This window comes from Litchfieldia salsa (assembly GCF_900104555.1).
Classification (GTDB): domain Bacteria; phylum Bacillota; class Bacilli; order Bacillales; family Bacillaceae_L; genus Litchfieldia; species Litchfieldia salsa.
On the sequence record NZ_FNJU01000007.1, the window covers coordinates 229,911 to 242,289 of the forward strand.

At 37.6% G+C, this 12,379-nt stretch carries 10 protein-coding genes and 12 tRNA genes; 2 read left to right on the forward strand and 20 right to left on the reverse strand.

Annotation, left to right across the window (positions count from 1 at the left end; all coding sequences use genetic code 11):
• Positions 1–28: 28 nt before the first annotated feature.
• The 8 genes from BLQ56_RS15015 to BLQ56_RS23215 all read right to left on the reverse strand — a co-directional run bounded on the left by BLQ56_RS15015 (position 29) and on the right by BLQ56_RS23215 (position 9,017).
• Complete coding sequence (locus BLQ56_RS15015) at positions 29–1,030, reverse strand: HAMP domain-containing sensor histidine kinase (protein ID WP_090856012.1); 1,002 nt, start codon at positions 1,028–1,030, stop codon at positions 29–31.
• 1 nt (position 1,031) lies between these two features.
• On the reverse strand, positions 1,032–1,715 hold the full coding sequence (locus BLQ56_RS15020) for a response regulator transcription factor (protein WP_090856014.1): 684 nt from the start codon (positions 1,713–1,715) through the stop codon (positions 1,032–1,034).
• Between the two features lie 283 nt (positions 1,716–1,998).
• The gene (locus BLQ56_RS15025) at positions 1,999–3,600 is read right to left on the reverse strand and encodes an ABC transporter permease (RefSeq protein ID WP_090856017.1); all 1,602 of its coding nucleotides are present in this window, start codon (positions 3,598–3,600) and stop codon (positions 1,999–2,001) included.
• Positions 3,601–3,602: 2 nt separating this feature from the next.
• Positions 3,603–4,508: an ABC transporter ATP-binding protein gene (locus tag BLQ56_RS15030; protein WP_090856020.1), complete on the reverse strand. Its 906-nt coding sequence runs from the start codon at positions 4,506–4,508 to the stop codon at positions 3,603–3,605.
• A gap of 6 nt (positions 4,509–4,514) precedes the next feature.
• On the reverse strand, positions 4,515–5,135 hold the full coding sequence (locus BLQ56_RS15035) for a TetR/AcrR family transcriptional regulator (RefSeq protein ID WP_274380240.1): 621 nt from the start codon (positions 5,133–5,135) through the stop codon (positions 4,515–4,517).
• Positions 5,136–5,361: 226 nt separating this feature from the next.
• Positions 5,362–6,165, reverse strand: a complete 804-nt coding sequence (locus BLQ56_RS15040) for an ABC transporter ATP-binding protein (RefSeq protein ID WP_090856063.1) — start codon at positions 6,163–6,165, stop codon at positions 5,362–5,364.
• A 187-nt stretch (positions 6,166–6,352) separates the two neighbouring features.
• Complete coding sequence (locus BLQ56_RS15045) at positions 6,353–8,707, reverse strand: FtsX-like permease family protein (protein ID WP_090856026.1); 2,355 nt, start codon at positions 8,705–8,707, stop codon at positions 6,353–6,355.
• Positions 8,708–8,867: 160 nt separating this feature from the next.
• Positions 8,868–9,017 carry a hypothetical protein gene (locus BLQ56_RS23215; RefSeq protein WP_175490321.1) on the reverse strand — a complete coding sequence of 50 codons (150 nt, stop codon included), beginning with the start codon at positions 9,015–9,017 and terminating at the stop codon, positions 8,868–8,870.
• A gap of 791 nt (positions 9,018–9,808) precedes the next feature.
• Here BLQ56_RS23215 and BLQ56_RS15050 point away from each other — a divergent pair.
• Entirely contained in the window at positions 9,809–10,213 is a 405-nt protein-coding gene (locus tag BLQ56_RS15050) for a hypothetical protein (RefSeq protein WP_090856029.1), read from the forward strand.
• A 52-nt stretch (positions 10,214–10,265) separates the two neighbouring features.
• Positions 10,266–10,466: an EVE domain-containing protein gene (locus tag BLQ56_RS24225; protein ID WP_338011853.1), complete on the forward strand. Its 201-nt coding sequence runs from the start codon at positions 10,266–10,268 to the stop codon at positions 10,464–10,466.
• Between the two features lie 675 nt (positions 10,467–11,141).
• Here the strand turns inward: BLQ56_RS24225 and BLQ56_RS15060 are convergent.
• The 12 genes from BLQ56_RS15060 to BLQ56_RS15115 all read right to left on the reverse strand — a co-directional run bounded on the left by BLQ56_RS15060 (position 11,142) and on the right by BLQ56_RS15115 (position 12,372).
• Positions 11,142–11,222: transfer RNA gene (locus BLQ56_RS15060), tRNA-Leu, on the reverse strand.
• 44 nt (positions 11,223–11,266) lie between these two features.
• Positions 11,267–11,352, reverse strand: a tRNA-Leu gene (locus BLQ56_RS15065).
• A gap of 26 nt (positions 11,353–11,378) precedes the next feature.
• Positions 11,379–11,452: transfer RNA gene (locus BLQ56_RS15070), tRNA-Cys, on the reverse strand.
• Between the two features lie 2 nt (positions 11,453–11,454).
• Positions 11,455–11,529, reverse strand: a tRNA-Gly gene (locus tag BLQ56_RS15075).
• 3 nt (positions 11,530–11,532) lie between these two features.
• Positions 11,533–11,607: transfer RNA gene (locus tag BLQ56_RS15080), tRNA-Gln, on the reverse strand.
• 153 nt (positions 11,608–11,760) lie between these two features.
• Positions 11,761–11,836, reverse strand: a tRNA-His gene (locus BLQ56_RS15085).
• Between the two features lie 24 nt (positions 11,837–11,860).
• Positions 11,861–11,934, reverse strand: a tRNA-Trp gene (locus tag BLQ56_RS15090).
• Positions 11,935–11,937: 3 nt separating this feature from the next.
• Positions 11,938–12,021, reverse strand: a tRNA-Tyr gene (locus BLQ56_RS15095).
• Between the two features lie 8 nt (positions 12,022–12,029).
• Positions 12,030–12,105, reverse strand: a tRNA-Thr gene (locus BLQ56_RS15100).
• Positions 12,106–12,129: 24 nt separating this feature from the next.
• A tRNA-Phe gene (locus BLQ56_RS15105) sits at positions 12,130–12,205 on the reverse strand.
• A 12-nt stretch (positions 12,206–12,217) separates the two neighbouring features.
• Positions 12,218–12,293: transfer RNA gene (locus BLQ56_RS15110), tRNA-Asp, on the reverse strand.
• A 2-nt stretch (positions 12,294–12,295) separates the two neighbouring features.
• Positions 12,296–12,372: transfer RNA gene (locus BLQ56_RS15115), tRNA-Met, on the reverse strand.
• Positions 12,373–12,379: the final 7 nt, after the last annotated feature.

Below are 12,379 nucleotides of genomic sequence, written 5' to 3' on the forward strand. Positions count from 1 at the left end.
GTGACAGTTTAGTCACTTAAGGAACTATTTATATGACTTGTTTATAGAACTTAATTTGAAATCTAGTCCCTTGCCCATCTTCACTTTTGACCTCAATATCTCCATTTTGTGCTTTGACGATGCTATATGCCATCGCAAGACCAATCCCTACACTATCTTCTCCGGCATTTTCACCTTTATAAAATCGTTTGAAGATGTATGGTAGGTCCTTCTTTGAGATTCCTTTCCCATTATCAGAGATGATAATTTCCGTATACAACGCATTCTCTGTATATGAAATGAAAATTTCTCCACCATCTGGGGTATGTTCCACACAATTCTTCAAAATATTAATAAGTGCTTCTGCTGTCCAATTGAGATCACCTAGAAAACTAGATTGTTGAACTCCTTCTATTACTAGAGATTGCTCCTTGATATCCATTGGGATTAAGACCGGGTCAATCGCTTTTTTAATCAATTGGCTTACATCGACCTGGTTTTTCTTAAATAGAATGGTGCCAGCATCCATTTTGGATAATTTAAGTAAAGATGTGACCAACCAATCCATCCGTTCTAACTGAATGCCAATATTACGAGTGAACTCAGCTCTTTTGGATTCATCCAGCTTTCGATCATGTAACACATCAGCCATGATCATCATTGAGGTTAGCGGCGTTTTGATTTGATGAGAAATATCAGAAATCGCATCAGTTAGTTTTACTTGGTCCCGCTGCAGCTGTGCACGATGCTCCGTCAGCATTAAGGTTACTTTATAAATATCATTTTTTAATATACTAAGCTCACCCTCCTGATTATCCCGAACATCGAGTGTGGAATCACCACTCGCAATCTGCCGTAAATAGTTAGAGAGCTTCTCCATTTCCTTGTAACGCCAAATCGTCATCAACAGGTTACTGATGATGAGCAAAGTTCCAGTAACGAATACCAAGATAATTCCGGAGGCTGGGAAAAACCAAGAAGCTAGGATGGCTGCACATAGAATAAGGATTTGGATGATTATGAAGACTCGAATTTCTCGATTTCTAAGCACGTTAATCCCCCACCTTGTAGCCCATCCCACGAACTGTCTTAATGATGGTTGGATTTTGAGGGTGATCCTCAAGCTTTTCTCGTAATCTTTTGATATAAACAGTTAATGTATTATCGTTAACAAAATCTCCTGCTACATCCCAAATCCTTTCTAACAACTGATTTCTCGTTAAAACTTGTCCAATATGATTCGCAAAAATAAGAAATAACCGATACTCTAACGCCGTTAAGAGTACCTCTTCACCATTTTTATATACCTTTCCTTCAAGTGTATTGATTCGAATATTATCAAGATCTATGTAAGGCTTGGATTGAGCTTGCTTATGGTACCGACGTAATACAGAGTTAATCCTTGATAGGAGCTCACGCACACGAAATGGCTTTGTAATATAATCATCTGCTCCCATATCAAGTCCCATCACCACATTCACTTCATCATCAAGCGCGGTTAAGAAAATAACAGGAACATCTCTCCGGTTTTTCACCATCTCACATAACTGATAGCCGGTTCCATCTGGAAGTGATAAATCAAGTAAACATAAATCTATTTCTTTTAGCTGGCTAGTAAGAATGGCTTCTGCCTCTTTAACTGAATGTGCCACAATCGTCACATATTCCTCGCTCTGTAAGGAGTAATCGATACCAGAAGCAATCGTTTTATCGTCCTCTACTATTAATATTTTCATGGGCACTCCTAAAATATGTATTTTCTATCTTATTAATCTTAAGTTACGCAGACTTATTCGTCAAAGCTTAAAGAAGGTGACCGGACCCCTCTTAAATTAATCAAATCTACAAGAACATATATTATATAACCTTATAATAAGCAAAACCCGAAACTAATATATAGTTACGGGTACGTAAAACTATTGTAAAGGATCTTTGTCCTGTACTTCCTCTACTTGCTGGAAGAGGTTTTGGTTGGAAATGCTTGGTTCCTGCAAGGAATAAAGTTGGTTCATTCCTCTATTAATTTTCGATATTCCGTTTATTAAAGCCAATAAAACCTATTACTGTGAATACAATAGCTACTAGACTTAACAGCAGTAATGGCATAATTGAGAAATCCTCAATCGGTGTTTGTGGAACATGACCATATGGAGAAATGTTACCAACCCATTCTGAGAATTGGAATAACCCACCTAAATACAAAACCAGAAAGGAATACAGTATATAAAGCCAAATAAAACTAGTTAGCTTTGGAAATATACCAATTAAAAAAACTGCTAAACTTATCATGACTACCATGGCTGGATAATAGGACAGTGCTGCAATAAATATCATATCAATAGACAATCCCCCTGCAACCACTGTAGTTCCCACTAACCATAGACCAAATGCCGCTAGCGAAATCATAATCAGACCATTAATAATTGATAGGATGAAATAACTACCTAATAGTTTAGTTCGTGATATAGATTTACTCAATAGGTGAACAATACGATCTTGTTTCTCCTCACTTCTCAGTTTATTCATAGCCATAACTGGAGGAATGGTCGCTAGTAAGGAAATTACAATCATTAACATTGGAATAAACTGTTCTAACAAGGTTACTCCTTCAACTGGGGGAAGTAACTGCTTCATTGCTTCATTATCAGAAAAAAAGGTTTCTAGGTCACCCAATACCGATCCATAGGATGCACCTAATACAAACATACCGATTGCCCATGATATAATCCCAGTTCGTTGTAACCTTAGTGCGAGACCGGTTGGACTCTTCAAAAAAGAAGAAGCATATTTTTTCCCGGGCTTGGAAGGTAAGAATCCTCGACCCATATCACGTATTGAATTCAAATAATTTGCTACGATGTAAAGAACTAAAGATGTCACTAGTAATAGCAAAATAGGCCACCAATTATTCGTATCATACACTTCTGCTTTCGTCACCCATGCCAGGGGGGAAATCCAAGATATCGTTTCATTACTAACATCTGTAATTGCCCGAAACAAATAAGCAATTAACAGTACCGCGATGGAATAACCAAAGGTTCCACGTGAACTTTCACTTAATTGTGCAAATACAGCAGTAACACCTGCAAAGAACAATCCAGTTGCACCTAAGGCTGTTCCATACAATAATGAACCTTCCAAATCCATACTCTCTATTCTAAGTGCATAAAGACCAAAACCATTAATTAATGCCAAACCAATACTCGTAACCGTTATAATTAGTAACGATCCATTCAAATATGAAAGTCGTCCAGTTGGCAGTGAACGAATCATTTCTAATCGACCATCCTCTTCATCAGTTCGAGTTTGACGTGTGACAAGTAGGATACTCATTAATCCCACCACCGTTGCAGTCATCAGAAGCATTTGATGAGCTGTCATAACACCAATCGTATAATTACTTAAATTAGCTGGACCAATCATGGCTGTCATCGCTGGATTCGCCATCGTCTGAGCCATAGCTTCTCTCTCCTGTTGTGAACTATATAAAACCACAAATGATGTTGGCACTACTAATGTGAAAAATGTAAGGGAGACAATCCATATAAGAATACGTAATCGATTGAGACGAAAGATAAAGCGAGAAAGGGTTCCCATTTGAGCAACTAGATTGCTATTCATCACTATTCCCCTCCTACTCCCTTATCGACTACTCCTTCATAATGACGCATAAATAAATCCTCTAACGTTGGTGGAGTACTCTCTAGTCTAATGATTCCATATTGACTAATATGCTTGATTACAGCATCCATACTATCACCATCGACCTGAAATCTATAACTGTGTTTACTTTCTTCTAACTCATGAACACCCTCCACCTCACCTAAACCTGTAATTGGCTGTGTGGCTTCAACAGTCATTTGTGTACGTGTTAAATGACGTAATTCATTTAGAGTTCCTGACTCAATAATCTTACCTTGACGAATAATAGTAACACGGTCACACAGCTTTTCTACTTCTGATAAGATATGACTTGATAGCAAGACACTCTTTCCTTGCTTCTTTACATCCAACACACATTCCTGGAACACCTTTTCCATCAAAGGATCAAGGCCAGAAGTAGGCTCATCTAAAATAAATAAATCCGCTTCAGTTGCAAACGCAGCAACCAATGCAACCTTTTGGCGATTACCTTTAGAATACGTTCTACACTTTTTGGAAGGATCTAAATCAAACCTTTTAATTAACTCATCCCGTTTAACTTTGTCTACATTACCATTTAATTTTAGAAATAAATCAATAACTTCTCCACCCGTTAAGTTTGGCCATAAATTCACATCACCAGGTACATAAGCAATCCGCTTATGAATATCCACAGCATCCTTCCATGCATCTTTGTTAAATACTTGAACATCTCCAGAAGTTGCCTTTAATATCCCTAGTAACACTCGAATCGTCGTCGACTTACCAGCACCATTAGGTCCGATAAACCCAAGTATTTCACCTTTATTCACTTCAAAACTGACCCCATCCAAAGCAGTAAACTTCCCAAACTTTTTCGTTAAATTGGTTACTTTTAATAAACTCATAAACGCTTATTCCTCCTCTTTGTAGAAACAACGCGTTAAAATCTCTGAATAGCTTTCCCATTCTGAGATCAACTCTTTTCCAACATTTTCAAAAGAGTCTAATTTCTTTATTTGAATTTCTGCAAAACCTGCCATCGTCCAATTTAGAATTTGAAACGCCTTTTCAGAATCAACATCCTCCCGAAATTTTGACCAATCCAAATTTTCATAAAGACGGCTCAAGCCATTTTTCAACGTATTACCCAAAATTTTTTCAACCTCAGATTTAACTTCAACAGCTTGTTCTTCTTGTGTTGATCTTAGAAAATCAAATACTAATGGATACTTCTGTTGAATTCCTAACTTAATAAATCCAATCTGACTAATACGCTTAAAAAGATCCCTTTCATTCATGTCTATTTCATCATATATGCCATCAAGAACCTTAAGTGCATGATCAATTAAATATAGATATAGATCTTTTTTATTATTAAAATAGTTAAATAATGACCCTTTAGATATTTGAGCTTCTTTGACTATTTCATTTGTTGAGGCCTTTTCATAACCACTCTGGACGAATTGTTCCATTGCTGCATTAAGGATACGTTCTCGTTTATCGATTTTTATACTGTGAAAATTTGTATTAATAGTCTTTCATTCCTTTCAACGATATGACCAGTGTGGTCAATTTTACTTTATCACGATTGACCAGTATGGTCAATCCTAATTGTTCTACAACTTATTCAATTTAAAGTTCGATATTTTGTAGGAGCCCTTTTGATAAGCCTAATTTTTAGTAATACAAACGGACCCCACCACATGTTGAACCATTTTAACTAATTCAACATGATGATTTGCAGGTGCCTCTGAAAAATCAGAAGCCATTTTCCACTAACCATTTCATAATGTTTTCTTCTCTTCTCTTTATATCATCAAGCTGTGGATCATATTTGCGCATTTTCTTTTGTGTCACAATTTTCCCATCTACCATAAACAATACTCTTTCAGTTTTGGCTGCCACCTTAGCATCATGCGTAACGAGCATGATTGTTGTCCCTTGCCTATTAATCTCTGCCAGAATGGCCATAATGTCTGCGGAGGATTTGGAATCTAATGCTCCGGTTGGTTCGTCTCCAAATAGGATATCCGGATCATTGATCAATGCTCTGCAAATAGCCACTCTCTGCAGCTGCCCACCTGAGCCTTGAGTGATTAGATTATCAGCAAGCTTTTCAATTCCCATCATTTCCATCAGCCTTTTTGCTTTTTGATATACAACATTTTTATCTACCTCTTTTGATACAAGAGCAGGAAACATCACATTGTCAATCAATGATAGATTTTTTAATAAATTTATATCTTGAAAGATAAATCCCATGCTCTTCAAACGAAGCTGTGCCAGTTCTTCTTCCTTCATGCTGCCAATTTCACTGCCATTAAATGTCACACTGCCGGAAGAAAATCGATCCATTCCACTTACATTATAAAGCAATGTAGATTTACCGCTTCCGGATGGTCCCATAACCGAAATGAATTCACCTTCTTCGATATCCAGGTTAACATCCTTCAAAATATGAAGCTCATGATCATTCCCTAATGCTACTTTTTTGTTCATACTTTTTGCTTCTACTATATTGCTCTTTAATAGTCCAATTTTTGTTTCTACTATATTTCTCATCGATAGTCCACTTTTTGTTTCTACTATATCTCTCATCGATATTCCTCCCATGCAAAATATTAAGATCAAAGTCTATTTTCTCAGAGAATCCTGGGATGTTATTTTCAGGGTAAACAGTTGGTAACGATACACAGGATTTTTCTTCTGTATCAGCAGAAATGCCTTTATCAGTAGCTTTTTAGTCCTGTTAACTTCTTAATGCAACAGATATATCATCTTTTACGGCTACCTTACATGACATATATATCGTCAAGCCAACAAATAAAATCAGTGCTAACGGACAAAGCAGCCAAGTCTGCCATATAATATGGACAAATTCAATTTTTGCCGCTCCCATTGAGGACATCGCCATACTTACCAGAAACTCCCCTAATAAATTCGAAATCACTACGCCAAGTATAATTCCCACTACAAGGACCATCAATGTTCCTGCCATATATTGATGACTAATTTGTTTTGATGTTAATCCGACACTTCTCATAATGGCGTTCTGAGACATATCCTTTGATAATAGCATCCGAAGGAATAATGCCGTGATTAAGACAGCTATAATGATTGCGATGGCGATTCCGCCTATCACTATAGTACTCATCTGCTCGATGATATTTCCAAGCGTCTGCCGCGTATATTCACTGAGATCATTTACCTGTGCAGAGCTATAAGCATTCTTGTAGTAGTTCATTTTCTCAACTTTATCAACGCCAGGAACCAAATCCAGGCTCACAATATACCAAAGAACAGCCTCTTCATTTACACCATGACTTGTATGAGCCTTTGCTGTTTTACCGCCATTTGTAATATCTTGATAAATTCCGGTTACTTTCAACGTCTGTTCTGACTCGCCAGCCTTTACTACTACTTCATCTCCAACTTTCTTGTTCAATCCATCATTTCCCGTGTTTGCATAGGAAAGTGAGATTTCCCCTTCACCATCTGGTGCTCTCCCTTCCAAATAAGTTAATGGAAATACGGAAAAATCCCCTATTTCAATATTCATATAGCCCCAGGAACCTTCCACATTTTTAACCTGATAGGAACTTGTGATATAGGCAGCATGCTTTTCAATATCTGAATCATTTTTTAGTTCGTCCTGCAGCTTTTCAAATTCTTCTGTAATCGTATCTGTCTTTCGCAAATCCATTCGCATGTCGGATTTCGCTATTCCCATGTAGGTGGAAAATTCCGGTGAATTCATGGTGTTATAAATATTTAGAGGAAGGATAACGATAAATGTACATACGATAAAAATAACCAACAGCAGCCTGTATAATTTGAATCGTTTCCAAACATCTCTCAGTCCCATGAAAATATTGGTGCTGAAAAAATCGTTCTTAAGCAGTGAAAAACTGTATTTTTTGTTCTTTCCGCTCTCCAAAGCATCTTTCCTTAAAGCTTCCACCGCAGAAATCTTATCGATTCTTTTCAATACTTTTTTGCAGTACACCACAATCATAAAATAGACAAATAATGGAGCGATAAGAGATAATATATATTTTAGGTCTCCTGATAAATCGGAAGATAGGTAAAGTCTCATATTCCCGTTAAATAGATTTACCACTGCAAAGGATAGGAGATATCCTATGATACCGGCTGCTATTGACATGACTCTGTATTTGTTCAAATAGATCTTTTTTATATCCTTTTTGGATATTCCGATTGCTTTCATCACACCGATTTCTCTTATATCTTCATCAATTGTTGCCAAAAACGTAAGTCTGATACAGAGTGAAGCAATAATAATCAGCAGAATACTAATAAGTATGATGACCATTGCAACTGCAGAGTCTGACATAGCATTAAATATTAGAAAGATATTTCCTCCGACAGTAGGTCCATTTGCTGGAAGACCTGATTCGATATATGCAGTCTGAACAGCAGAAGAATCCCCATTTTCATTCAACTTAAATTCGATTAGATATTCCAGTTCCATACCCTCGATTTCAAGCATTTCCTCATAGTCATTCTGATTGATCACAAACCGTTTCGAAGAAGTAAGTGAAGAGTTCATTTCATAATCTCTTGCATAATCTGAAATGACAAACAATTTTTCGTACTCTCCACTTATCACCCTAATCGAATCACCTATTTCTAAGTCATGCTGTTCCATAAAAAAGATTGGAACCGCAACCAACCCTTCCCTTACATCCAGCTTTTCATTATCCAGGTCCAAAATAAAATCAAATTTATCATTTTGTACAACAAACGAAATATCCTGTACCGTTCCAGCCATCGTTTGATTTTCTCCGAAATGAATATTATTTCCATCCAAAGTCAGATGCTCCATCGTTTCCTGCATCGCTATATTCTCTCGCTGTTCTTCTGTAAATTGATCGATTTCTGTCTGGTCATATTCTCCGGCATGCATCTGCGTTATGTCTGCTGGTACTGCACGTTCTTGTAGTTCGGACATCGATTGAATTAGATTGGCAATGTTATTAATGGCACTTGCTGCCAAAATAACCGCCATTGTGATAAATACAAATACTGCTGTTGTTACAATTTTGTTTCTGATGAAATCATTCTTTACAATTTTCAATAACATTTTCTTAACCTCCCTGCTCCATGCTTTTCTACGAAAGTTCTCATCTGCTTCGTAGTTTCTATATTTTGGAAATATTTACATTTTTATTATAAATTATCTATCACCTGTTTTTAAGCTTCCGAGGTCTGATGCGTGACTACGACTTGGGATGTATTGCTCCCTATAAATCTTTTACATTCATTGCATATAAGTCCATAATCGGATAGATGTATGGTACGATATCCTCTTCCTTATTATGGATGAACACTTGCTCTGCATTTCTATTCGAGATAAGATTAAAATCCTGAACTATATAATCTATCCACTTCATGGCAGCACTAATATCCTCCGCCTTTTCGTTTTCTCCCCATGACAAATGTGTTTCAATATCAATTTTTTGTATAAGTTTTTGTCGAAGTTTCTAAGATCCCATAATCTGAACGAAATATCGGAAGGATAATTTTCATTAACTCATGATTATTCAATACGGCCTCGGTCATACCGCCATATACTTTTTCTCCAACCTTTTTCCGACAAAACAAAAAACACCCACAAACATTGATATATCAACATTTGTGAGTGTTTTATCGTTTTAAATTAAAATCGACTTTACCTAATGATACCGGTGGCCGGGGTCGAATATAGCCCGTAACACCTTTATTCATAAGGTTTACAGAATTGAAGTGCATTTTTTGTGAATTCTAGTGTGTAAGGTGCATTTTTCTTAATATCAGTAAACTCTTTCACCTCAATTGCCTTTTAACTTCACTTCACCTAGAATGTTAGCTTCAGACTCTAGGTAGTAGCTTTCGTTTAAAAGAAAACTAGGAAAGCAATAAAAAAGAGGATTACCCATTCTAGTTTTAGGGAAATAGAAAATTGAGAGTGGTTAATAGTGAAAAGAAGGTGCAGAGGATATAGGACTCTATTTTGGGGAGGTAACACACTTTATAGGAACGTGTTATTTTGTCATAGCAAGTTTTCAATTGCTGATCCGTCCAGTCATTAAAATTAGTAGGAACATCCATTTGACAAGATCAAATGAAAATACTGCTCTAGAGGAAAATTAAACAAACCATAAAGATACTACAGTGTATTAAATAAAAATGGAGGAATTTGCAAATGAAAAAAGTATTAATTTTTATCTTCCTAATTTTCTGTTTCCTGTTTGTTGGTTGTAGTTCTCAAGAAATTGGAGTAACTAATTTAACGAAGTCTGCTATTTCAGATACGATAACAAAAATGGAAGACTTTGAAAAAGTAGAAAAAGCTGAAGTGATCGTAAATGCTTTGGGGATTCAATTACTTATTGAAGTTCCACCAGATTTTGAAATAAGACAAGCGCAAATGGTAGGTGAACAAATGGCAAGAATACTCTCTAATCAAGCCACGAATGAAAACAAAAAAGAAGGATTAGGCGAAATCTATGATGATTACAATCTTTCTATTTCCGTAACACGCCCAAATGATACAATGGTCACATATGGTACAAAATCAACGACTAATGATTCCATAAACTGGGACTAATAACTATCAATTTCATTCCAGATTTGTCTAATAGTTGTGAGTGCTGACTTTAATGCAGAATAACAGATACTGGATCGGGGTTGCTTCACGTGACCATGTAATAAGTGCAGTGCAAGGTGGGTTTGCTCAACTATGTCATGACAAACAAGCACCTTTAAAAAAGATGAGTACTGGTGATTGGATTATTTATTACTTTCCTAAAATCAAATTCACAGAAAGTACTCCCCATCAAAAATTTACTGCTATCGGATAAGTTTTGGATGATGATGTCATTCAGGTTGATATGGGAAATAATTACGTACCTTTCCGAAAAAGTATAGGGTTATTCTTTTCGATATGGACATTTAGAAATCAGTGAAAAAGATTTTAAACTAATTGCAAAAAAAATGGTTAATGAGAAGGAGATTAGAATATTCTAATCTCCTTCTTTTCTATAGTAAATCACCACTACTAAAAAAACATCCTTAGCTAAAACTAATCATTTGCTTATATGTAACCCATACCATCTCCATTTCATCCTAATCAACTCTTCTGTTTTAGCAAATTTGCTTAACTCTGGATGGCTCAAACAAACAATTTTCACACAAAATATTCCAAACCCTAATGTCATATCCTTAATCTCTCTGTCATTACCACTAATGTTCGTTTATTGTACTTAAGACTCTCATGATAAAATTTGAATGTATGAGGCCTCAAGTCCGTAATTGGCAATCCTCGTGAATCATTTAAATGCTTCCTCATCTGTTTTTACAAATGACATTTTGTTAACTATTCGTAATTCGTTCTCATTAAGCAATTGTCTTCATGCCATTATACACTAGCTCCCACACCCTACTTGTGATTATTTAGTAGTGATAAGGAAAAATAAAAAAGTTCCCCACAATTAGTGAGAAACTTGATTATATCAGCGTTTGCTGATGTTCTATGATACCGGTGGCCGGGGTCGAACCGGCACTCCAGAGGAACACGATTTTGAGTCGTGCGCGTCTGCCAATTCCGCCACACCGGCACGGAATATATAAATAATGCATGTAAAGCTAAAATTTGTAAGGATGCCGAGGACCGGAATCGAACCGGTACGGTAGTCACCTACCGCAGGATTTTAAGTCCTGTGCGTCTGCCAGTTCCGCCACCCCGGCATATAAAATAATGGTGGACTTTTTATTGGAGGCGGCAACCGGATTTGAACCGGTGGTGAAGGTTTTGCAGACCTCTGCCTTACCACTTGGCTATGCCGCCGCTGGAGCGGAAGACGGGATTCGAACCCGCGACCCCCACCTTGGCAAGGTGGTGTTCTACCACTGAACTACTTCCGCAAATGGCTGGGCTAGCTGGATTTGAACCAACGCATGACGGAGTCAAAGTCCGTTGCCTTACCGCTTGGCTATAGCCCATTGAAGATGCTTCATGAAAATCTCCCTCGAATACTCTACATGATTTTGCATCGCAAGAGGATATTCTGGAAAATTTCCACTCAGGAAATTTTACGGAATATCGTCGACATTACTATATATTAATGAAGACTTAATTCCAGTTATATTAATTAATGGGGCGACTGATGGGAATCGAACCCACGAATGCCTGAACCACAATCAGGTGCGTTAACCACTTCGCCACAACCGCCACAATTATAGTTTATTAAGAAGTTGGCAGGGGCAGTAGGAATCGAACCCACACTGGAGGTTTTGGAGACCTCAGTTCTACCTTTAAACTATGCCCCTAAATGGTGGAGGGGGGCAGATTCGAACTGCCGAACCCTAAGGAGCGGATTTACAGTCCGCCGCGTTTAGCCACTTCGCTACCCCTCCATATTTACTGGTGCCGGCGAAAGGAGTCGAACCCTCGACCTACTGATTACAAGTCAGTTGCTCTACCAACTGAGCTACACCGGCACAAATAAAAAAATACATAAAAAATGGTGGCTCGGGACGGAATCGAACCGCCGACACATGGATTTTCAGTCCATTGCTCTACCGACTGAGCTACCGAGCCTTAAAATTTAAATGGCGGTCCCGACCGGGATCGAACCGGCGATCTCCTGCGTGACAGGCAGGCATGTTAACCGCTACACCACGGGACCATTGGTTGCGGGGACAGGATTTGAACCTGCGACCTTCGGGTTATGAGCCCGACGAGCTACCAGACTGCTCCACCCCGCGATAATAA